The sequence below is a fragment of the Nocardia sp. NRRL S-836 genome (assembly GCF_001279525.1).
GTDB lineage: Bacteria > Actinomycetota > Actinomycetes > Mycobacteriales > Pseudonocardiaceae > Lentzea.
Map to the genome: position 1 here is coordinate 80,878 of NZ_LGDY01000112.1, position 22,522 is coordinate 103,399.

Sequence of the window (22,522 nt, forward strand, 5' to 3'; positions counted from 1 at the left end):
CCGTTTCAGGAGACCTCGAGGACGTCGGAGACGGAGCAGCCTGCCCAGTTCACCGCGATTTCGTACGCCCCTGGTCTCAGCCCGGTCACGGTGTAGGCGTAGCCCTCACCGGTCTCAGTCCTCACCACCTCTGCAGTTCCACTCATCGTCACGCGCGGTGGTTCGGTTACCGAAGGATCGCTGAGCACACACTCGAACCGCACCGGTTCGCCGACCAGGTGAACGTCGCCCATGCGCAGGTCGACCGATGGCCCGTCCGGTATCGCGCTTTGATGAGTGACCTTGTCGTCGTCCGGATTCTGCAGTGACCGCGCATTTCCCGAGTACAGGGACAACGTCTGGACCAGCCGTTGCAAGGCCGTCGCTTTGGTATGCATGGAAGAGTGCTTGTTGTTCTGGAACCTCCACGGTCCGGCCTCCGACAGCTCGACGGGGAGGGCGGAGACTGCGGGCACCGTTCCGTCTCCTCCCGGAATTTCCGGGGACAGCGCCTCGTACCCGCAAGTCACCGCTGCCGCTCTGAGGACGGCGGATTGCAAGGTGCGGTGCCCGTAGCCGACCACAGGCATGATCCGGGCGTCGCCGGGGCTCCCCAGCGGCAGGTGGAAGTCTTCGTAGGCTCGGCGCGCCCGGGCGACATCGAGGCCCCCAAGGTCGTGCGTGATGTCCGCCAGGCGGCGACGAGTGCCGTCGACATCGATCGCCTCGTACCGGGGAAGTAGCTGATAGACGGAGGTGTATCGGCGAAGTAGTTCGGTCACCGGCCGGATCTCGAGGCCAAGAAGTTTGAACCCGTCCGAAAGAAAGGACAGTGCCTTGATCGCTCCGCGGAACGGTGTGCCATAGGTGATCAGGGCACGGCATCGGTCCCAACCACCGAGCACGTCCAGGTAGTACTTTGCGACGAGGCCGCCCATGCTGTGGCAGATGAGCACAGTTTTCGCCCTGCCGGAGGCCAGCCCTGACTCCCATTTGGGGAGTTCGCGGTCGATCAACTGCTTGAGCTGCGCCGCCGACACCCTGTTGTCGCGTCGCCAGTCGTAGGCGAACTCGAAGTAGTTGGCCGGAGCACCTTCGTCGTCTCGCGGATCACCCTCAACGAGATCGAACGCATCTGTAAGCGCCTTCCGCAGCGCCCGATACTGGTTGATCTTCGCAAGTCCCGGGAGGGTCACCGGGGTGCCGATCAGCCGGCTCGCCGTGACGTCACCAGGATGCTCGGGGTCGTCCAGAGATTCGGGTTCGCCAGCCAGCGCTTCCAGCAGGTCGTGATGTCCACGCAGCAACGAGCCGGCATAGCCGTAGGACGGGTCCCAGAGCGGCCCGGCCGGTGATTCCAGGACGCTCCCTCCGATGCCTGGTAGCACCACCACCAGGTCCCTGAACGGCAACCTGTCCCCCATGCTGTCCTACCTCTCGCATTGAACGACAGATCTTAGGCAACAAACGACTCTGCGGCACGCAGGCTCGCTCAGTCCGTCACGATCTCCCGGGGATCCAGGTTGATGGCGCTGAGTCGCCAGGCAGCCGCGATCGGCACGAGAAGCGCGGCGTAGAGAAGTGCGGGCACCGCGACCCAGCCGTGGATGTGGCTACAGGCCTTGACGAGCATGAGCACGAGATAGGTCATGTTGATCAACCCGACGCCACCATAGGCGATCAGCGTGGAGATGCGATGCGGCGCGGGCGCCGTGTGGACATTAATGGCGAATTCGGTCGCGGTGACACCGACACCAGAGGGCCCACCACCACAAAATATTTCACGTTCGAGGGTAAGGATGGACCGAGCGCGGACAGCCGCCAGATTGAGCAGCTGCGAGTGGAACGCCATGATGCAGACCAGAGGGAACGGCAGCAGGCTGAGCGCCCAGCCGAGCAGGTCCAGCTTGTCGTAGAAGGCGATGGTGCCGACCAGATAGGTGACCGCGGCCCCCATCGTGGCGAGGCTGACGGTGAGAGTAGTAACGCGGTCGGCGCGGTCGCTTTGGTAGACGGCGATCAGCGCGGGCAAGCGGTCCGCCACGGATAGATCCTTCTTTCAGTCGAGAACGATCGCCTGACGGCATGTTCAGCAACATAAGCTCGATCGGCGTACGACGCCAAAACGTAGCGGCCGTTACTCAACTGATACGACAAATCTTCCTGCAGCCCAAGAAAGTCGCATCAAGCACCTGCAAGCACCTCGGTACGGACTCCGTACTGCCCGGCCGCGACGAACTCACCCCGGCCGAACCGCAGCCGCCGCGGCGGCTGCGGTTGGGGTCGCTCACCAGCGTGACCACGAAGCGGGCGCCAGCGTCAACCAGCCGTGTCGTCGGCGTCGTCGATCAGCCGTGCGAGGGCCCGACACCTGGCCCTGCGTAAGCCAGGCCATGTGCCGTTCTTGCGCGACTCCCTGCGAACCAGCCATATCACGGCAACTAGAGAGAATTAGGCGCACCGTCATGATCGTGACGACTAGGTCCGGGCGCGCGAGGAACGCCGTCAGCGCCATCGTGGTCAGCCCGGCTGCCGACGCGTCGGCGATCGTGCGGCGCTTCCAGCCTTTGCGCCTGCCAATGCGGGCACTGGTGCCGCCACGAATCAGCGGCCGGGCGGCGGAGCCGTGCACGTCGGAAGGGTGCACGGCAATGTGTAACTCAGGGCGTGGCGTTGGCAGCCGCCTTGCCGATCGCGTCCAAGACCGCTACGCAGTCCTGTGTGCCGGCGGTGGCGTTGACGCATTGGGTTGTGTAGCGGGTCATCAGGCCGGTGAGTATGTCGGCGGTCTGGGCGGCGGACGGCGCCGGTTTGCCGCAGCCGGGCGGCAGCTCGTCCATCGAGATCTTGTTCTTCGTGAGTGCCTCGACGGCGTCGGCGCAGGCCTTCACCGTGGCGACCTTCTTGTCGGTGGCCCTCCAGGCGTCGAGCCCGTCGGCGCTGAGGTTGGCCATCGCCAGGCCGGTCGCGAACAAGATCACCGGCGCGCTCAGCCTGGCCACGGTCCCGATGGCCGCCGCCCGCTTCCGGATGACTAGCGTGGCCGCGCGTGCCTGGGTGGCGCGGATGTCGTTGCGGATCGCGGTCGCCTGGGCGAGCAGCTCCGGTCGCTCCGCCACCGGTTTCCCGGCGGCCTCCCTCTCCAGGTCGATCGCCTTGGCCTCGTACGCCTTGAGCGACCGCACCGGCTCGGTGGGCGTGAAGTTGAGGTCCACGGTCTCCTTGTAGACCGCGTCAACCAAAGGGCGTTCGCCTTCAGTCACCGATCCCAAGCGCACCATGGTGCCGATGTCGGAGGTGGTGAAGACCGGCTCGCTGACGTACCAGATCCTGCCGGTGAGCAGCAGGACGGCGCCCAGCATCAAGGCGAAACCCACGATGACCGCGATGCCGAGTAGGACAGCCCGGCTGTCACCGCCGCCGGGCAGCGGGAAGACGTCGCTGAACTTGGCGACCCCTACCGCCGCGATGCCCGCAGTACCCAGCCCGCCAAGCGTCTTGGCCGCGGTCGTCGCATTCGATCGGATCTTGTCCGCAGCCTCGGAGAACCGTTTCAGCTGATAGAGCGCCGTGTCGCTGGTGTCGGCCGGTGCGGGCCCGGCCGGCGCGCTCATCGTGTACTCGTTTGATCACCCATACCGGCTCATCGCCCGGATAGGCTATAACGTTGCACCGAAAGGTCTAGAAGATGCGGAATTGTCACTCATTGCGACGGAGGAGCCGAGACAGCTGGCAGCACGACGCGCGCTTCGCCTCGATCATGGTCAAGATTTCTCGGGGTGAGGGGTTCGTGTCTGGTCGAGAAGCGCAGTTACTGGTGCAGAACCGCTCTTACCGCCGACACAGGAACGTCGATGAACGTGCACGTCAGGCTCCGTCTCGGCTTTCGCAGCCGAGCTGACTCGTGCGCGGGATGCTGCAACCCCGCACCAGCACCACCACCGCCGAGCCCCGGCCGCCAGGCCGTCACCGGTACGCGGTGGGTGTTCACCCTGGACTCGATCAGCGCACGCGAACGAGTCGAATACCAGGGCCGCGTGCACGAGGTGGACGGAGAACCCGAGTGCTGGTAGCCCCGACCCGGCCGGGTGCAGGCGGAAAGGCCCGGCCGTGCGCGGCGTCGCACGGTTCGCTGAGCACGTCGCGTGGCCGTACCGCACAGAGGAAGCCATGATGGCCGGATCGCCGGAGCAGGTCGGCGCCGACGAGGGCGAGCGGCACCGGTGAGCGCCCCGTGGGAGTCCTCCCTCCGACTCGCCCACGGCCTGCACCGGCGACTGCCCGATCAGTGGCAGCACACCTGCCTGCGCGACGGGTGCGACGCGGTCCCGGCAGGGCGCCGTAACCAGGACGGGTACTGCCTGCGCCACCTGCGCGACAAGGAAGCGCGCAAGGCCGCGATCGAATCGATGCTGCGCACGCTGACGGTGACGCTGACCGGTGCTCATGTCGTGGTCGACCTGCGCGGCACGACTTTTGACGAGCAGCTGCTCAACGAGACCTTCGGGCTGGTGCTCCAATACCTGCCAGACGAGGACGCGCCAGCGCTGAGCTGGTCCCTCCGGAAGTGCGTCTTCACCGGTCACGCCAACTTCTCCGCGAAGGTCTTCGGGGGCTTCAACCACCCCCAGGATGACTACGTCGACCTCTCCGACGCGCGCTTCGAAGCCGATGCGGTGTTCACCGGCACACGCTTCCACGGTCGAGTGTTCTTCCAGCACACTCGGTTCGACACCGCGAGCTTTGACCAGGTCGAGTTCGGCCACGACGCCTGGTTCCTGGGGACGCGGTTCAACGGCACGGCGTCGTTCAACAACGCAGCCTTCACCGGTTCCGCGTACTTCCACGACGTGGCCGCGAGCTCGGCCGTGGTCCTCACCGGCGCGACGTTCTCCGGCTCGGCTCACCTGGATCCGATCACGACCCCCAGCTTGGACCTGGCGCAGGCGGAGTTCGTCAAGCGGGCCACCGTGCACATCGCGGGCAGCTGCATTGCCGACCACGCTCGCTTCGACGACGGGGTGGCCGTGCGGCTGCTGCACTGCTCAGCCTTGGTGTCGACCCTCAGTTTGACCGGCGTCCGCCTCGGCGCGCCGTCCACCGTCACCGGCGACATCCCGCACGTCGATCACGGCACGGCGGTGAGCACCGCAACCGCCGCCGGTCGCGGTGCCGACCTGCCGCGGCTGCTGTCCCTCGCCGATGCCGACGTCGCCGACCTCACCGTCACTGATGTGGACCTGGGGCGCTGCCTGTTCACAGGCGCGATCAACCTGGACCAGCTCCGCATGGGCGGAACGGTGGCGTTCGCCCGGCCCGAACGCCACCGTCTCGCACGCTGGCAACCACGCACGCCGAGGTGGTGGCAGGCGTTGTGGCGGTGGTGTTCCCGTGGCGACCGTCCGGTCGGCCGCGAGATGCTGCTCGATGAATTGGTCGCCCGTCTCGGACCCACCGAGGCGCTGGGCACCGACCGGGATCCCCGCGGACCGGCGAGTCGACGAGCCACCGACGACCAGGTGGCCGTGCTGTACCGGGCGCTGCGCAAAGCCCGGGAGGACGCCAAGGACGAACCCGGCGCCGGCGACTTCTACTACGGCGAGATGGAAGCACGCCGACGCGGCGCCCGGAAGCGCGGCACACAGACGATCATTGAACGGCTCGTCCTGACTTTGTATCGAGTGCTGTCCGGCTACGGGTTGCGCGCCGGACGCGCACTGGCTTGGCTGCTCGCCTTGGTCACCGTACTTACCGTGCTGCTGATGACTTTCGGGCTGCCCGATACCACCGGTCCTGCCCAGCGGATGACGGGAACCCTGCAACCTGCTCATGCTGCCGACGCACCTCGCGAACTCGTCGTCGAGGTGCGCACACCACCGATACTCCTACCTCCGCCCGACCGGCTCTGGACCCTGGACCGAGCCGAGCGGGCCGCGCGCGTCGCTCTCGGGTCGGTGGTTTTCCGCGACACCGACCAGCAACTCACCACCGCCGGCCGGTGGACGGTGAACAGCGGGAGGCTGCTCGGGCCACTGCTAATCGCTCTCGCCGCGCTGGCCATCCGCGCTCGAGTCAAGCGGTAAGCCGCCGCGGCCTCTCACCGACACCTTCCCGGCAAGCCTGCGGAGGCCGTATTGCACCTCAGCTGGGCGGCCAGGTGATCTGGGGTGGCTCTCGTTTGGCCTGAACGGGTTGTCGGCAGGTATGGCAGACGCCGGCCCAGGTTGCGAGTGAGGGGTGGAGTTCGCGCAGGACGGTGTAGAGGGTCACCCCCGCGCGAGGGCTTTTGGGGTGCGGTGCAGCTGCGTGCAGATGGCCTGCGCGACCGAGACGAGGGTGACGTGGCGATGTCAGCCCAGCCAGGAGCGGCCTTCGAATGCGCGCCTTACCCGCGGTCCGGTTCCTGCTGATCTGCTGGCTTCGGGGAATCTGCCGCCGTGAGCATGCGGACGAAGGCGCCGAAGGGACGCTGCATGGGGTCCGGCTTCCAGCGGACCGCGGGGTCGTCCGCGAGCGAGGCCTCCCGGACGAAGGTCGACGGCACGAGCAGCACGATTTCCTCCGAGCCGTAGGCCCAGCGTGCGAGCCCGATGCCCTGCACGAGATGCATGTAGGTGGTCTGGGTGTCGGTGTGCCCGATCTCCAGCGGGACCGTCATCCCCTCCCCCAGCGGGCCGATGTGCGCCCAGGCCGCGGCCTGGGGGCGGTTGGGGACGCCAATGCCGAGCTGGATCTCCCCGGACCAGCGGAACGAGCCGTCCCCGTAGGGGTCGAGGCGCTGGTCGGGATCGACGAACGCGGAGAAGCCGGGCGGGTCGTCCGGGTAGTCGGCGTCGAACTCGGACAGCACATTGAGTGCGGCCTGGTTGCCGGCACGGTTGGCGTCCGGCCCTGGCCTGCTGCCGACGTCGATCCGGCCGACTGCAAGTTCTCCTTTGTCCCAGAACTGCATCAACCGATCGAGGTAGAGGTCCTGGCCGTCGTTCCATCCCCGAAACGGCTGTCCAAAGGCAGCGGCCAGCCACGCCCAGTCGCGGTCGCGGCGCAGTTCGGCGGCTCGTTGCAGCCGCAGGCGTCCCTGCTCCGATGCCCGTGCTCGTCGTCCTGCCTGGTCGGCAACGCTGCGCAGCATGCTGCTCTCCTTGTCCGCAGTGAGCGCGATGGGGCAGTAGTACCGCAAGCCACCGACAGAAACTGGTCGGCCAGCACGTCACCGCAGACTTGAGGTCGGCGTGAACGTCGTCGTGCCATGGGACATGGCGAATGCCGGCATCAGGGACGCCGGGCACGGCCAGGCTCCGCGCCGAACCGCACCGCACTGCGTGTCAATCGCGCGGCCGCTTCGAAGACCACGGTGGCGCCGCCGAAGCGCGGTCATGCACACGTGGTCGGTGGGTGCCAGTGCTGCGACCCCATCACGAGGTCACCTGGCCTCAACGCGTGCCGGGGTCAGGGTTCGGAGAAAGGGGTTTGGCGGCTGAGCACAGTGGATCCGGGTATGGGAGCGATGTCCCACGGGCACGAGCTGGTTGCCAACCTTTAGGGCCGCGACGACCTCGGCGGCGTCGGTGATCCGGCGGAGAGTGAACGCGGCGGACAGCGGGCCGACGGGGATGCGCACCTCGCCGACGGACAACGACCAGCCGGTCAGCTCGATGTCGAGCCGGGCGCCGTGGCCGGTCTCGATGAGGTCGAGGTAGGCCTGGGCTCGCCTGCACCGGGCACCAAGTTCACCTGAGGGCGTCGGCTCAAGCATCGTCCGGACGCGCAGGCTCCGGGACAACTCACTCACCAGCCGGTACGACGCGCCGATGCCGTGGTAGGCCATGCCGAAACTCCACTGGGGGCACTTTCAGTCGTGGATGTAGTTGTTGCGGATTTGGCGGCCGGCATCAACCACATCGGCCTTCTCGGTGCTGATCAAGCCTTGTTGCTCGGCCCGCTGGATGTTCGCGTGGAAGGACTCGTTGTTGTGAGCCGTAGCTTCAGCGCGTCCTCAACCGCGAAAATCGGGGCGGCCGCCGCTGTCGTGAGCATCTTGTATCGGTAGAACAACAGCGCGAACATCTCGCGCGCGTCTTCCAGGAGGTTCGCCGGACCTTCCGGTGTGGTGGACGTGATGCCGAAGCTGTGGGCTACCTCCTTGAGGCGGCGATAGATCATCGTTCGTTCCTCGCCGTTGCCATCCAGACGCCCGATGAAGTTGGCCATCATCGGGTCCGGTTCTGGTGGCGCGAATTCACCGAGGTCGGTACCGGGCGGCGTCCGTCATGCTTGCCATGTGACCGATGTAAACGCTGGCGCTCCGCTTGCCTTCCTGTCCCACGCCAGCGAGGACAAGAGCACTTTCGCTGAGCCGCTCGCGCGGGAGCTGGCTCGACGCGGTGTCCAGCCATGGTTGGACAAGTGGGAGATCAAGCCCGGCGACAGCCTCATCCAAAAGCTGTTCGACGAGGGCTTGGCACGGAGCCAGGCAGTCATCGTGATCGTCTCGGCTCTGTCGGTCTCCAAGCCTTGGGTGCGCGAGGAACTTGACAACGCGGCCGTGCGACGGATCACGCAAGGCACTCGCCTCATCCCCATCCGACTCGACGACGTCGAGATGCCGGCACCACTGCTGCACCTGGCTTGACTGAATGCAGAGCGAACCCCTGCGAGCATTCAGCTAACCGCGGAGCGCATCGCCCACACGATCCATGATCATGATCCGCGTCCGGCTGTTGCTCCGCGGCCCGCCTACAGCACGCCGACCATCGCGATCAGCGGCTTGACCCCCGCCGACACTCTGCTCCTCGCGGAAACGATCCGCGAGGCCATCAACACGGGGTACACCCTGCCGTTGGACTGGACAGCCGTGAAGTCGCGCGTCAGCCAGGCCGGCCTCACCGGTGAAGCCCTCATGGAGTCACTGGATGCGATTGCTCGGGCCGACTATGTGAACGTCCAGCTCCGCGCCAACGATCATGTGTCACACTACGAGCTCACTCGCTTCGGCTACACCATCGGGATCACTGCGGTGGTGCCGGACATCGACGAGGTGCACAAACGAATCATCGCGGCGCTCATCAATGACCCACCGAAAGACCGGAGCGCACTGGCCGACCTTGCCACACAGGCAGCTACAGACGAGCTCATCGTCGACCAGCTGCTCCGGAATCTAGAGGACCAGGGGCTTGTCGGGACGAGCCGAACCTTCGGGGGTGTGAAGGTGCACGACATCAGCCCAACGCTGCACCGACTGATCAATTAGCGCCGAGGATCGCGCACCTACGTCGACGACTCCGGGACGTGGCCGGGCAAGGTCGTCACGGAGGTGCTCCAGGCCACCTAACTCTGGGAGGCCGAGCCGGAGCACCAGGGCAACCTGGAGCGGTACCCGAACGGTTACACGTGCCACCACGTGAGGCCGGAATGGCAGCTCGGCGAGAGGTAGAGAACGCCACGTCTCACCCCCACGATCTGGAAGAAGGGGACGGTGTGGCGTTCCACCACGACCTCGCCGCCATCCGCCTTTAGGACTCGAAGACCAGTACGGCAACCCCACTCCCGCACTCGACTACGGCCCCGGCGCGCCCCGCCGCGACATCCGGGCGTACATGCAGCCGCACACCTCGGCCGAACATGCGAAGACCGGCCGTCAGCCGAAGAACACCCACTGGCGGCTGTTCACGTACTCGGCGATCGGCCTGTGTGAACGCGGAACCCAGGTCCTGAGCGCGTCGAGGTTGGCGCTGGCGTGGGCCATCGATCAGCAGTACGGCGTCCTCGTGGCGTGGCACTGTCCGAGGTGGTTAGGGCGCTGCTCGGTAGCTGAAGTCTTGGTTGGGTGCGAGTTCGACGAGCCGGTCGAGGGTGGGGGCGGTTTGCCGGCCCCAGGCGTTGGAGACCAGCCAGGTGGCATCGTGGTCGTGGATCGGGTGGTCGGTGAACCATTTGTGGATGTTGTTGCCGAAACTCTTGTACTTCTGGGTGAACTGCTCGATGAGGTCGGGGCCGTCGAGGATCCCTGGCGCCGAGATGATCCGTGAACCAGGTATGACGTCGGCGATGGCGGTCATCGGCACACCGGCCGAGTGCAGTCTTTGCACCAGTTCGAGGATGGCCCAGCGTTTCCGAAGCGGTTTCGACTCTTCGGGCGGGGTTGCGATCACGTACTGGGCCCAGTCTCGTCCGCTGCTCGCCGTGCGGGCTGCTTGTTCACGGTGGCGCAGCCGGATGGTGAACTCCTCAGCTTCGGACAGTGGGATCAGCTGGGTGATGTCCAGCAGGATCCGGTCGTCTACTCGGTGCGGTGTCAGCCTGATGCAGGTGATGTCGAGGGCGTAGGTGGTGGTGAGCCACAGGACGGTTGTGGTGATCTCTGCGCCGAATCCGGCGGATACCAGCACGATGCGCACGTCTCCGGACAGCTCGTCGGTGTCGTCGAGCCAGTCGGTCAGGGTTTGCCGCCCCTGTCCTTGCCGATCGGGGCTCACGCGCGCCAGATGCCGCTCGAACACGTCTACTACTTGGTCGAACGTCAGGGACGACACCATGGCGGCGTATCGCAACGCCTGTAGATCCATATGACCGCCGTGGTAGGTGCGTTTGAGCTCCACCACGACGACGCGGGCGTCGCGATCGATGCACAACAGGTCGATGCGCCGGTCGCTCCCCTCGAAGTCGCCGAATTCCTCGGCGATAACCAGGAGGCTCTCGTCGACCGCGGCGATGTTGTCGCGTAGCAGGCGCTGTAGATCGCGTCGTTCCCAGATTCCCTCAGCGGTGAAATCCGTTGGCGGTATCGCCTGCAACGCATCGGCCGTCATCTCGAACAAGGCCACCAGTACCCCTTCCACCCGCACCATCCACAGAGGGAGTCGCCAGCACCCGGCGCCATGTAACAGCCCGAAACCGCGTAACCAGATGACGACCGAGTTCCTCTGCGATCCTTGACGGCGCCGTCGACCGCGCCTCGCCACGCGACATGCGGCACCGTTTGCCGTGGCCGCCACGGGAGATCGGCGACTATGTGACCAGCGACACATCGCTTTTTTTCCGCATATTCCTATCGAAGCGGACTAGCTGAAAAAACCAGGTAAAGCACTTGATGGCGAATTTGCATGTCACCCATTAGGGCATGTCTAGAGAGGAATGGTCGCTCGATGGGGTGAAAGAGAACGCCTCAACTGGCTCGGCATGATAAAGTTGCAACTCTGGGGAAGAGGTCTGTCCGCATAGACTGCACTTGTGGTCATTGTCTTTGGCGTTTGCGCCATCCTGCTTAGTGTCTTCGCCGGACTCGGCGTGCTTCTCGCGATCGTGCTTCGAGGCACCGACTCTGATGAAGGCAAGAAGATCGTGATGCTCGCGTTGCGCGAGCTGGTCACCGGGACGCTCATCGAGGTAGCACAGCTTCCGGGTCGACTGGCACGAGCGCTCGTAGACATCTTCTGGCAGGGGCCGCCGTCCGGTGGTAACCAAATGAGCCCGCCTGCACAACCGGGACCGGGCCAACAAGGACTACCACCTGCGATCGGCGGGGAGCCAACACCTCCGGCCGAGCCGCGCATATAGCCGGCGAAAGCGAGCCGCGTTTTGCCGGACGAATGCCGACAACGCAGGGGGGATCAGCCGTGACCGATCGCGCCCGCACACACCGTCGCTCGCGCCAGGTACTCGCCGAGGACGCGGGTGCGCGCACCCGTGTCCTCGATGTGCCAGTGCACGAGGTGACGGTCAGGGACAGGCGGTTGGGCTCGTTCCGGTTGCAGATCTACACCGCCGACGGGCTGCGGCCGGTCGTGATCGTCACCCAGGACGCGACCAGCGAAGGGTGTTCGCTGGTCAACGGCGCGGAGCGGTACGCGGCCAGCGTCTGGCGTACTCACTTCACTAAGGCCGCCGAACCGCCGCTGTGGGTGCAGAACATGCAGATGCAGGACTCCACGATGCTCGCGCTTGTCGCCTTCGACGTCGGCACCGACTACACCCTGTCCGACGCCATCTGGGACGTCATTGACCCGACCGACCTGCAGCGGCTCGTCGGTGCCGACGTTGACCTGAGGCGTGGTCAACGCCCTGCCCCTGCCTCGAAGCCGGTCTACCGCACGAAGTTCATCATCACGCCAGTCGCGAATTTCCCACCGGGAAAGCCGTTCCGCGCTCGCAGGTGCATGCCCCCGATGCGACATCGGCGATGGCGGCACCTGCTGGCCCGCCTACGGCCTGCACCGGCACCGGCAAGCTGCTGCTGGTATCACGGCGGGGACTGGCGAACCGCGAACGCCACAGCGCTGCGCCTGCTCGCCACCACACCAATGACCAGCGCAGATCCCGGCGAATGGCCGGTGGAGTTGTGTGAGGCGGTGGACGCGGCGGGCATCACGGGCTGGCAGCGGCAAGCCGTGCAGAGCCTGTTCCTCGACCCGATCGTCCTGGAGCACGAGGACAACGGCCGACTCTCCTACGGCAACGGGCAACACCGCGGCCGCGCGATGCACGACGCCGGCGTCGCCCGCACCATCACCGCCGTCGACGAGCTCTACACGGTGTAGGCCCGCCCGCTCGCGACGCCGGCGCCTACAGAACACGAAACACCGGTACGGCTGCGAAGTCCACATCGGACCCGGCGGATGGTCAGCCACGCCCGCAGCGCAGGTCGTACAACCGCCATGCGGTCGGTTCGCAGACCGCGGCCGGCAACGGCGCGGCGGTGCGCGGAAGCCAGGTCGGGCACGGCAACGACAACACCGCGGCGGACAGCGACATGACGCTCCCGGCCGCGAAGACCGAGCCGAGGCCAGGATGGTGGACAAGGCTGCACACTCCGGCGCCAGGGTGGCGCTCTCCACGATCGTCGCTGACGCAGTCGCGATCGTCACCTGGGTCGGCTGCGAGCCCTAGGAGTAGGAACGCGCACTAGCGTTTGGCCGACCCGAACCTCAGTGTCGATCAACGCCTGCTCCTGACGGCAGAGAATCAGGTCGCGTCGGAGTACGAGGTCCTGCCGCTGGCGCACGGCGTCGGCACGCAACGCGCGTAGCTGTTCCAGAAAAGCGGCGGACACAAGCTCACGCTCCGCGCCTGGCCACGACGCTTCTACCAGCGAACCTGATGGCGTGGCTTACCGCTTTCACGTTGAGCTGGCCGGAGGTTGGGTAGCCGTGCCGAAGGTGAGTTCATCGTGTCGGCGGCACAGCAGCCGCACCTTGTGACGGCGGCCAGGGAGCTTCTCTCCGCTGACTGCGGAAAGCCCGCAGATCCAGCAGCGCCCGAACGACGACGCTGCCACTCGCACGACCCCTACCTGCCGCTTCGCCATTAGGGCAGTGTCTCAGCGGCGGGCGGGATCCGCCTGACGGCTGCCGCAGCGCGCGGGTTCGTGTAACAGGTGGAGCGGGCCGTGCGATGCTGGGAGCAGGTCCGGTGTGCACCCCCAGGCGCGCCGGGCCTCCTCATGTTCACGGGGCTCTACCGTGGGGCTCATGCGGTGGTGGCGACGGCGTCAGCGAACAGGCGATCCCCGCGCGGTGAGCGCCCACGACGCACCGCGTCCGCCTCTTCCACAGAGGTCGCTGCGGGCGATGGCCGAGGATTGGCTGCGGTAGGCAGGTCCACTGAGCCGTGCCGACCGGCGACGAGACCGACGGCACGGCTCAGTGGATCTGTTTCTCACCGCCGTTGCAGATGTGTGCTGCCGGTCGGCTTGGTGTCATTGGCGGGCTGGGTCGGCCTGGAAGAGGCCGAGTCCGAAGTGGCTGAGATCGCCGAGCGCGATGGGACCGTGAGTGGGCTGAGGGAACGTGATGCGGACCCAGGCGGGTGGTGCACCGTGGTGACGTTTCTGGCCGGGACGGTGGGTGGTGAAGCGGAACTGTGGGTCCTGTAGGAGCTCCACTGTGGATGGTTGGGGGTGTCCTCGGTAAGCGAGTTCCTTGATGATGCGGTTGCGGACGAACCAGTGCCAGTCCTTCTTTAGGTGGCCGGTGGGCAGGAAGGGTGTGGTTGAGATCCAGGTGCGGCTCGGCCGGGTGTATTCGGGTAGGAGGTTGTCGGCGGTGCCGTAGCCGGTAAGTGTGATCCTGGTGGTGTCCGGGCCGGGCGCACCGGGAGGGCCGTAGAGTCGCCGGACTTCTTTGTGCAGCAACGCTACAACGTCCTCCGCGCAGCCTTGGGGGATCCAGATGGCCAGTTCGGCGGCGCGGCCGCTCTTGTCTGGAAGAGCGAGGTAGTGCGGGTGCTGGTGGTTTTCGAGATGGCCACCGGCATCGTTCTTGCCGGCGAACAACCGTAGTTGTGGGTGGTTGTCGAGGGCTTTGATCGCGGTGGCGCGTAGCCGGCTGGTCAGCACGACCGTGTCAGTGATCGAAGGCGCCTGTGGGTCGAGCACGGCGAACCGCAGTGTGGTGACTGGCTCGGGGGAGCTGGTGGGGGCCAGCGCGGTGGGGGTGGCCGGGGCAATCGGGTGGGATTGCAGGTAGGCGATGAGCTTGGTGGATCTCGGGTAGAGCAGTTTGCCGGCGCGGATGTCAACCGGGCGGGCCAGCAGTTGTTCGAAGTCCAGCGGTACGTCGGGGTCGGGGCACAGCAGGGAGATCGTGTCCATGCTGTCGGGAATGAAGTCGCTGATGTCGCAGGCGGAGCTGACGTGATGGTCGGTGGTGGGCTGCCAGTCGGGGTCGACGCGGGCGTCGCAGAGGCTGTCGGCGCGGCCGAGGTAGGGCAGTGCTTCGGCGAGCTGTGTCAGGGCTTTGTGTTGTTCTTCGGTGAGAGTGGTGTTCCAGCGGATGGCGAGTTCGGCGTCGGGGTCGAGGACGGCGAAGGCGTCGAGGGTGCGGTCGGTGCTGGCGGCGCCGGTGCGGTGTTTGGTGTCGGGGTAGTAGTGGCGGGTGTGGCTGACCTGGTGCGGGGGGACAAAATAGGTCGGTGGGGTAGCGAGGGCGGTGAGCAGGCCGTGCACGGTGGTGTCGTCGAGGTGGTGGGGCAGGCGGGTTTTCCAGGTCGCGTACAGAGCGCGTAGCAGCCGCCAGGGTGAGGGTGGGAGTTCGACGGCGCCTTCGTTGACGTGGCTGCCCCAGGGGGTGGCGTGGTAGCGGCCCAGGATGAATCGGACCACGAGGGTGGTGGCCAAAGGTTCAGCCCTTCCACTGCACGACGATCGGCTCGCCGGTGCCGAGGGTGTCGGCGGCGTCGGTGATGTGTTTGGCGAGCTGGTCGGTGAGCGTGTCGAGGTCGGGCAGTGCCGGGGTGTTGCGGCGGGGCGTGATGTCGCCGGCGAGGTCGAGGTCGCAGGCGGTGCGCAGGCGCAGGCCGCCGGTGAGCAGGGAGCGGATCTCCCACAGCGCGAGGGTTTCCAGCATGGCCACCGCGGGGTCTGGCAGTCCGTAGGAGCGCAGCAGGGCGGTGTCGACGACGAACGAGGCGACGATGCGTTCGGCGGTCCATTCCAGCCGATGGAAGGGAACGGAGCCGTAGCCTTCGGACGTGCCGCCGGTGCCGTCCTTGTCGAGCTGGTGGCGGACGCGGTCGGCCTTGCGGCCACCTGAGGGCGCGCGGCGCACATTGCGGGCCTCGATGACCGCGGAGGTCGCACGGGGGAAGCGGGGCTGGCCCAGCCATTCCTTGTGGGCGAAGAACACGCCGTGCAGCAGACAGAACGGGTCCATGGCTGCCAGGGCGGCAGCCATGTGAGGGAAGTTGAGCGGGGTGTCCTTGGCCAGGCCGAGGCGCTGCGCGATGACCTGGGTCATCTTAGTGCCCTCCAGGATGGCCTCGCGGACGAACGGGGAGGCCAGGCGGTGGGCCTCCAGCCGGCTGGAGGTCAGGAACTCACCGGTTCCGGCGCGTTCGACGCGCACATGCGGCAGGCCGGTGACGGCAGTGTGGGGTTGGTGCGTGCCGCTATCCCAGGCCGTGGCTTCGAGCCGGTTGGCCATGGACTGGACCGACTCCACCAGCAGTGCGGGCTCGGTGGTGGTGCCGGTGAAGCGGTCGAAGGTGGCCGCGCCGAGATCGGGAAACCCGGTGGGCTGGAAGGTGCTGCCCAGCAAGGGTTCGAGGTCGACGTCATAGACGAGTCGGTGGGGACTCACGCGGTTTCTCCTTCAACAGCAACAACGCGGGGGTTCGGGGGCAGGTCGGCGACGGCGCGCACGAGGCTTTCGCGCGTCGCCGGAGCGAGAGGGACGAGCAGTGCGGCGGCAACGCGGTGGCCGTCGAGGTGGCTGGGCGGGCCGGGCAGGCAGCGGATGCCTGCGATCCGCATACGGTGCCGTGCGTCTTGGGCGACGGCGTTGACGCGGCCGGCTTCGAGCTGGGGGATCCAGTCGGGGCCGGGGCGTAGCGGCACCGGTGCGGGAAGCGGCTGGTCCTCGCGCAGCCGCAGCTGCAGCGGATCAGCGCTGAAGAACGGGGCGATCACCCGTAGTTCCTGTGGTGCCCGTACCGCGGGCAGCAGCCCGACGTGCGGTGGTGCGGGCAGACGTATCCCGGCGGTGTCGCTCCAGTCCAGCAGGATCAGGGCTTTGAGGTAGTCGCCGAGCAGGAGTTCGTCGACGCGGCCGGTGGCCAGGGCGGTCACGTCGTCCAGCGGCGCCCGCACGGCGTAGCGAAACGTGCTGAGCACGCCGCCGACCGCGGGATCGATGTCCCCGTCGGGCTCGGGGACGGCTCGCGCGCGGCGGCGATGAGCGGCGGCCAGTGCAGCGATCGCACCCGCACCCAGCGACACCAGCGACGGCCGATCGGTCCACTGTGGGCGCGTGTGCCGGGGCTTAGTCTCCTCTGGGATGAACAGCGCTCGCAGGGTGAGACCAGGCCTGGTCTTGTCGCGGCCGGAGGCGAGTGCGGCAGCGAGGCGGAGCTCGGGCAGGCCGGTTCCGGCCGCGGTGAGCCACTCGCGGGCGCCGGGCAGCACCAGTGGTGTGCCGGTGGCCGCGCGGGCGGCGCCGGACCGAGCGACGGTCTCGTGTAGCCGCCCGAGTGCGACGAGGACTCGTGGTGCCGCGTGTGGCTGGCCGGTGCCCAGTGCGAACTGGGCGGTGTCCAGTTCGCGTAGCGCGGTCTGCACCGCGGCTGAGGAGTCGCCGCGCAGTCGTGCCGTCCAGGTGTCGAGTGGGGCCAGCAGCATGACTTCCGGACGTTCCCGCACCTGGATCCGACCGGCGGGCACGGCGAGGGGGCTCTGGCCGAGGCGTTCGACGAACACGTGCCGGACGAAGGCGGTGATGCCGCGGTCGACACCGAGTGCGCCGATCGCGCGGACGAAGTCCAGCCCGGTGCGCGCGGCGGAACCGCACCAGTCCGCCATGCCCTCACCGAGCAGCTGCTCAATCTCGGTCAGAGCGGCGGGACGGTTCCACAACGGTGCCCACATCTCGCCCATGACGTTCTCCGCGGCGGCACTGCTGGGGTAGCCGACAGGGCTGGAACGCACCATGAACGGAATAGCGGCCTGGCTGGTGTCCGCGCCCAGGCGCCGCACGACCGCGCTGGCGAAGAGCAGGGTGCCCTCGACGGTCAGAAGCCAGGACCAGGGGTTGACGAATCCCTTGTCGTCGAGTTTCTCGAACGGGGAGGACTGCACGCCCCCGGCCCGGCCGGGGTCGAACTGTCCCACGGCGTCGCGTTCGTAGGGCACGTTCTCCGCGCCGGTGAGGGCGGCGTGCAACCAGTCGCGGCGTGGCGTTTCCACGATGGCCAGGGCGCGGTGCAGGTAGGTCGCGGACAGGTCCTGGCGGCCGAAGTTGCCGCCGGTGCCCAGCAGCCTGCTGTACACCGGATCGCCCGTGGCGCCCAGCACCACCGCGGCGTCCAGCCACGCCAGCGCCTCGTCCGGCAGCCGGTTACGCGCCAGCGTCAGCACGTCGGGCTTGCGGGCCTTGTCCCACAGCTCGTCCTTGCTACCGCCCCAGCCGCGGCGCCGGCCTTCGGCCACGACCGTGTCCGCCGCGACCACCGCGGCCCGCACTCCAGCGAGCCGTGGTTCATGAGAGTCACGGATGGCCTGCAGGGTCCGTTCGGCGGTCGCGCTCTTGCCGTTACCGGCGAAGCCGGAGCCGCCGTTCCACGGCGACACGATCGGCAGCGGCTCGAACCCCGCCACCAACCGTTGTGCTAGTTCGTCCACATCGGACACGGCGGCCGTGGTGAGGACGAGGTGCCCGGATTCCCAGCCGGCACGGGCATGTGGGTCGATCAGCCTGGTCAGGCAGCGCCACAGACCCAATCCCTGCAGGTAGGAGCCCAATGGTTCGGTACGGCAACCGGGCAAGGCGATGCGGTTCACGCGGCCGGCTCCTGCTCGTAGGACCTGCTGGCCCGCCAGTCCGCCACCCGCACCAGTGCCTCGAGAAAGCCGAGGCGGAAGGGGCCGAGATCCGCGCGGTCGCGCAGCCGCGCGGCCAGCTCCGTCCAGGACGGGCCGTGGTGCGCCCCTACCTGCAACCGGTCGAGATCCAGCTTGATCTCGGGGATCACGGTGCCGTCGGTCAGGGTGAACGGCAGTGTCGGGCCGTCGTCGGGATGACCGACACCGAGCACGGTGGTCTGCTCATCGGGCATCGACCGGACCGTCACGCGCACCTTGCCGTGATGCGCGGCCACCAGATACGTCACTAGCTCGGGCTCACTCGCCCCGGACAGCACACCCGCCCCGGAATCCAGCAGCATCAACGCGCTGACCAGCTCATGCCGGAAATAGTCGCGACCGTGCCGCAACCGCTGGCGCGTGCCGGACTTCGCCCACGGCCCCTGCCCCGGCCACGCATCGCCCGCGATCGCGCGCAACGACGCGTCAAACACCGGATGGGCCTTGCCCAGATCGTGGTAGCGGCCCGCGAGCACCGCAGCCTGCCGCAACTGCTCGGACAGATCGGCTCCCGCCAGCCTGCCCCACAACGCGGCGACCTCACGTTCCACATCATCGAGGTGCTCAGCCAGCGTCACCCACCGGCCAACCGTGGTGGACCGGTCCTCGCGGGCACCGTCGGAGCGCTCATCGTCGTGAGTCGCGACCGGTGTAACAGGGGCCTTCGACTCGGGGCACCAGCCCTGCTCCGCCAGGTACCCGCCCTGCGCGGCATCAGCGATATACGTTGCACCCGGCCGGATATCGGCCCCGCGAGCCGGCCGCCACCGCGAGGTGGCATTGTCGTAGCACCACACGGCGTGGGTGCGCAGCCATGCACGCAGACTCGCTACCGGCACCGGGCACAACTCCTCCCGCGCCGGAAAACTCCAGTCGTCGAGCACGCGCGGGATCGTGCGCCACGCCAGCGAGACCGTGTTCTCGTCGGCGTCACGGATCCACTGGCTCACGTCCAGGTCGTTGCCCGACATGTCCGCCGCCGTATCGAACAACCCGCGCAGATCCCGCAACCGCAGCTGCGGATACACCGGCCGAAACGGCTCAGTCCCCCGCTGCGTCAGCTCGGCACTCGTGACCCGCATGCCCTCCAGCGCCCGCAGCGTTTCCTCCGCGGCCTGGACATTCTCCTCGGCGTAGGGCGCGGCGGCATTCCTGCCCGCCGGACGCACCCAGATCACCGTCGCGTCCCCGGCCCGACCATCACGGTTACAGCGGCCCGCACGCTGCACGATCGAAGACCACGGAGCCACCTCGGTCACCAGCACCGACGACGTCGTGTCGATACCCGCCTCAAGAACCTGCGTCGCCATCACGATGCGGCCGGCGGCATCGGGTGCAGCGAGTGCCTGCTCGGTCTGGCGGGCCCGATCAGCGGGCCGGAACCGCGAATGCAGCAACACCAGCTCCGCGGCCGGCGCCAGCGCGCTCACCGCGGCGAACACCTGCCGGGCCCGTTCCACGGTGTTGAGCACCACCAGCGTCCGCGTGCCAGGCCGATGCTGTGCCACCACCAACGCGGCCAGCTCCGCCGGATACTTCGCGGGATCATCACCGACCTCGCCGCGGCGAATAAGCCGCGTCGCCTCCAGCCGCACCCGCAACGGCCCAGCCCGATCCTCATCTTCCAAGTCCACGACAGAGGAAGGGCCGCTGTAGTCGGCCGTGGCCAGAGCGGTCTCGTCCACGGTCGCCGACATCCACATCGACCGCACCGGCAACACCGTCCCCAACCGGGACCGCAACCCCTGCAACTGCAACGAGGTCGGAAATGCCGGCCCCATCAACTGCACCTCGTCGAACACGAACTGGGTATCCGCGTGCAGCAACCCGAACGCCACCGGCCACGACGCCCGCTGCTCGGCATACCCACGCATCAGCAACCGCGACAACACGATGTCCTGAGTACCGACGATGACCGACTCACGCTCCGGATACATCTTCCACAACCGGTCATCGGTTGACGCCCCGCCCAGCAACACATGCAACCCGACCGCGTCATCGAGCTCCTCTAGGAGATCCGGTTCGCTCGCCAGTCCCGCGCCGACCAGCCACGCCCGCACCGAACGCGCCGTTTGTTCCACCAGCGCTCGTTGCGGCAACACCACCACCAGACGACGCGGCGTGGCCTCACGAACCTCTTCGTCCTGGTGGAAGCGCCGGCGGTACAGCCACGGCAACACCGCGGCCAGCGTCTTGCCCGTACCCGTCGGCACCCGCAACAACTCCGGCAACCCGTTCACCGCCAGCCGACGCTGATAGTCGTACGGCACAAACGGATCCTCATCCGGACCGTTCCGGCACACCCGCGCCACGAACTCATCGAAGCTGCATCCGACCCTGGGACGCACCGTCACTTCCTTCTCTGCCGACATAGCCCGCAGTGTTACGACGGGGTCTGACAATTTCGGCCCATCCGACCGACTCCACGACGCCACATCACCCGATCGAGTGAACAACAGGCCCACGACCCCAGGCGGCCCGTCCAGCAATCGAATCAGAGCCGGTCGGACAGCGATCTAGAATCCCCAGGTCACACCCTACGAATACAACGAGCAGTCACCCAGGTCGGAACGACCAGGCTCCGTTGAGGCTGCTCAGCCATGGCCCACACTATGTCCGGGCCCATGGGCACCCCGGTCGGAACGATCGGGCTCCGTTGAGGCGCGTACCGATCCAGGTCGATGGACAGCCCGGCGGCCTGGAGTCACCCCGGTCGGAACGGCCGGGCTCCGTTGAGACACCGAGTCCGGTCCGAACCCGGCCACCGACTGCGCGCCACGTCGTCCCGGTCGGAATGACCGGCTCCGTTGAGGCATCGCCAGCGGTGGCAGTGCGCTCGTCGGTACGGTGTCGTCGCCCCGGTCACGGAACGATCGGGCTCCATTGAGGCGCCTACCGCCTCGACGTGAGGCTTCTCGATCAGCAGGCCCTGATCGGCCATCCGTCCCAGCTAGTCGCTTTAGACAACCGCAGGTCGTCCCGATCCGAACGACCGGACTCCGCTGAGGCGGGTCGATGAAGTGCAGGACGACAGTGCCGTCCGCGATCGCCGTCGCCCGGTCGGAACGACCGGGCCCCGTGAGGCGCACCGTCCGACGTCATGTCCTGGCACAGGCCAGTGTCGCCTCGGTCGGAACAATCGGGCTCCGTTGAGGCACGTCGAAACATGGCGGCGTGGGGGCCTGGTCGTATGTCGCCCAGGTCGAACCGACCGGGCTCCGTTGAGGCATCGCGAGAGGGATGCCATCGACACCACGCAGCATCGTGGCCCCGGTCGGAACGACCCAGGCTCCGTTGAGGCGCCACGGTGTCGCGCAGTCCGCGTGCCTGGCGGTAGATCGAGTCACCCCGGTCGGAACGACCGGGCTCCGTTAAGGCGGCAGGGTGGAGCGTTCTCTCGATGCAGCGAAGCCGTGTGTCATCCCGGTCGGAACGACTGGGCTCCGTTGAGGCCAGCCCATGCCGCTCAGGCCTGCGAACAGGGGAAACATGTCGCCCCGGTCGCAACTACTGGGCTCTGTTGAGGCGGCGTGATGATCAGCGGATAGCCGTCCATCTCGGCGGCGGCCGCCCCGGTCGCAACTACTGGGCTCTGTTGAGGCCGTGACGCGCTGATCAACGGCGAGCAGTTGCCGAGCTAGGCGCCCCGGTCGGAATGACCGGGCTCCGTTGAGGCTTCGATGCGTCGCGCGAAGCGCGTCCATTTATTCACAGAGTCATCCCGGCCGGAAACGGCCGGGCTCCGTTGAGGCCAGTAGAGCTCTTCGGTGCTGTCATAGTCGCCGACGGTTCGCCCCGGTCGGAACGATCGGGCTCCGTTGAGGCCTCACAGCCCGTACCCCCGATCCAGGCCCCCTACCGTGTCGTCCTGGTCCGAACGGCCGGGCTCCGTTGAGGCATGGCGGCGGCGATGCTCGCGAGCACCCACATCCACCGTCGTCCCGGTCGGAACGACCGGGCTCCATTGAGGCGTGAAGTAGACGCCCACACGGCTCGGATCCGAGTTGGTCGCCTCGGTCGTTCCGACCCCTGGCTCCCTGGCCGGAACGACCCAGCTCCGTTGAGGCATGATGTTCCCGGTCGTGGGCCACAGCGCCTGGATCTGGTCGCCCCGGTCAGAACGGCCGGGCTCCGTTGAGGCCGCAGCCACGTGTCGTGCTCGATCAGCAGCTCGACAGCGTCGTCCAGGTCAGG

At 67.2% G+C, this 22,522-nt stretch carries 18 protein-coding genes and 1 pseudogene; 6 read left to right on the forward strand and 13 right to left on the reverse strand.

Annotated elements, in window-relative coordinates; genetic code table 11:
• Positions 1-5: 5 nt before the first annotated feature.
• The 4 genes from ADL03_RS27390 to ADL03_RS27400 all read right to left on the reverse strand — a co-directional run bounded on the left by ADL03_RS27390 (position 6) and on the right by ADL03_RS27400 (position 3,593).
• Positions 6-1,403 (reverse strand): triacylglycerol lipase, encoded by a 1,398-nt coding sequence (locus ADL03_RS27390; RefSeq protein ID WP_053736430.1) that lies wholly within the window; start codon positions 1,401-1,403, stop codon positions 6-8.
• Between the two features lie 68 nt (positions 1,404-1,471).
• Entirely contained in the window at positions 1,472-2,023 is a 552-nt protein-coding gene (locus ADL03_RS27395) for a hypothetical protein (RefSeq protein WP_053736431.1), read from the reverse strand.
• A gap of 243 nt (positions 2,024-2,266) precedes the next feature.
• Positions 2,267-2,611 (reverse strand): hypothetical protein, encoded by a 345-nt coding sequence (locus ADL03_RS47465; RefSeq protein WP_157529335.1) that lies wholly within the window; start codon positions 2,609-2,611, stop codon positions 2,267-2,269.
• 28 nt (positions 2,612-2,639) lie between these two features.
• Positions 2,640-3,593, reverse strand: a complete 954-nt coding sequence (locus ADL03_RS27400) for a hypothetical protein (protein ID WP_053736432.1) — start codon at positions 3,591-3,593, stop codon at positions 2,640-2,642.
• Positions 3,594-4,430: 837 nt separating this feature from the next.
• On the opposite strand from ADL03_RS27400, the gene ADL03_RS27405 reads away from it, so the two are divergent.
• Positions 4,431-6,062: a pentapeptide repeat-containing protein gene (locus tag ADL03_RS27405; protein WP_197288693.1), complete on the forward strand. Its 1,632-nt coding sequence runs from the start codon at positions 4,431-4,433 to the stop codon at positions 6,060-6,062.
• Between the two features lie 302 nt (positions 6,063-6,364).
• On the opposite strand, the gene ADL03_RS27410 is transcribed toward ADL03_RS27405, so the two are convergent.
• The 3 genes from ADL03_RS27410 to ADL03_RS27420 form a co-directional block, all read right to left on the reverse strand.
• Complete coding sequence (locus ADL03_RS27410) at positions 6,365-7,111, reverse strand: hypothetical protein (protein WP_157529337.1); 747 nt, start codon at positions 7,109-7,111, stop codon at positions 6,365-6,367.
• A gap of 291 nt (positions 7,112-7,402) precedes the next feature.
• Positions 7,403-7,807: a hypothetical protein gene (locus ADL03_RS27415; RefSeq protein ID WP_053736435.1), complete on the reverse strand. Its 405-nt coding sequence runs from the start codon at positions 7,805-7,807 to the stop codon at positions 7,403-7,405.
• Positions 7,808-7,899: 92 nt separating this feature from the next.
• Entirely contained in the window at positions 7,900-8,193 is a 294-nt protein-coding gene (locus ADL03_RS27420; RefSeq protein ID WP_053736436.1) for a hypothetical protein, read from the reverse strand.
• Between the two features lie 67 nt (positions 8,194-8,260).
• On the opposite strand from ADL03_RS27420, the gene ADL03_RS27425 reads away from it, so the two are divergent.
• The 3 genes and pseudogenes from ADL03_RS27425 to ADL03_RS49815 form a co-directional block, all read left to right on the forward strand.
• Positions 8,261-8,611 (forward strand): toll/interleukin-1 receptor domain-containing protein, encoded by a 351-nt coding sequence (locus ADL03_RS27425; protein WP_053736437.1) that lies wholly within the window; start codon positions 8,261-8,263, stop codon positions 8,609-8,611.
• A gap of 135 nt (positions 8,612-8,746) precedes the next feature.
• Positions 8,747-9,229: a hypothetical protein gene (locus ADL03_RS27430; protein ID WP_053736438.1), complete on the forward strand. Its 483-nt coding sequence runs from the start codon at positions 8,747-8,749 to the stop codon at positions 9,227-9,229.
• 21 nt (positions 9,230-9,250) lie between these two features.
• Positions 9,251-9,412, forward strand: a pseudogene (locus tag ADL03_RS49815) (peptide-methionine (S)-S-oxide reductase); the annotation flags it as partial.
• A gap of 358 nt (positions 9,413-9,770) precedes the next feature.
• On the opposite strand, the gene ADL03_RS27435 reads toward ADL03_RS49815, so the two are convergent.
• Complete coding sequence (locus tag ADL03_RS27435; RefSeq protein WP_063798727.1) at positions 9,771-10,802, reverse strand: hypothetical protein; 1,032 nt, start codon at positions 10,800-10,802, stop codon at positions 9,771-9,773.
• 406 nt (positions 10,803-11,208) lie between these two features.
• Here ADL03_RS27435 and ADL03_RS47470 point away from each other — a divergent pair, with 406 nt between their 5' ends.
• Both ADL03_RS47470 and ADL03_RS27440 read left to right on the forward strand, forming a co-directional pair.
• Positions 11,209-11,535, forward strand: a complete 327-nt coding sequence (locus ADL03_RS47470) for a hypothetical protein (RefSeq protein WP_157529339.1) — start codon at positions 11,209-11,211, stop codon at positions 11,533-11,535.
• Positions 11,536-11,594: 59 nt separating this feature from the next.
• The gene (locus tag ADL03_RS27440) at positions 11,595-12,515 is read left to right on the forward strand and encodes a hypothetical protein (RefSeq protein ID WP_157529341.1); all 921 of its coding nucleotides are present in this window, start codon (positions 11,595-11,597) and stop codon (positions 12,513-12,515) included.
• Positions 12,516-12,597: 82 nt separating this feature from the next.
• Here ADL03_RS27440 and ADL03_RS50295 read toward each other — a convergent pair whose 3' ends face one another.
• The 5 genes from ADL03_RS50295 to ADL03_RS27460 form a co-directional block, all read right to left on the reverse strand.
• Positions 12,598-12,729 carry a hypothetical protein gene (locus ADL03_RS50295; protein ID WP_255353413.1) on the reverse strand — a complete coding sequence of 44 codons (132 nt, stop codon included), beginning with the start codon at positions 12,727-12,729 and terminating at the stop codon, positions 12,598-12,600.
• Between the two features lie 943 nt (positions 12,730-13,672).
• Positions 13,673-15,091 carry a type I-U CRISPR-associated protein Csb2 gene (gene csb2 / locus ADL03_RS27445; RefSeq protein ID WP_053736441.1) on the reverse strand — a complete coding sequence of 473 codons (1,419 nt, stop codon included), beginning with the start codon at positions 15,089-15,091 and terminating at the stop codon, positions 13,673-13,675.
• A gap of 4 nt (positions 15,092-15,095) precedes the next feature.
• The gene (cas7u, locus tag ADL03_RS27450; RefSeq protein ID WP_053736442.1) at positions 15,096-16,052 is read right to left on the reverse strand and encodes a type I-U CRISPR-associated RAMP protein Csb1/Cas7u; all 957 of its coding nucleotides are present in this window, start codon (positions 16,050-16,052) and stop codon (positions 15,096-15,098) included.
• Positions 16,049-18,247: a type I-U CRISPR-associated protein Csx17 gene (gene csx17, locus ADL03_RS27455; protein WP_063798725.1), complete on the reverse strand. Its 2,199-nt coding sequence runs from the start codon at positions 18,245-18,247 to the stop codon at positions 16,049-16,051. The genes cas7u and csx17 overlap by 4 nt, the downstream gene beginning before the upstream one ends.
• A complete protein-coding gene (locus ADL03_RS27460) occupies positions 18,244-20,700 on the reverse strand; it encodes a CRISPR-associated helicase/endonuclease Cas3 (protein WP_053736444.1) in 2,457 nt (818 codons plus the stop codon). Before ADL03_RS27460 ends, csx17 begins: the two co-directional genes overlap by 4 nt.
• Between the last annotated feature and the right edge of the window lie 1,822 nt (positions 20,701-22,522).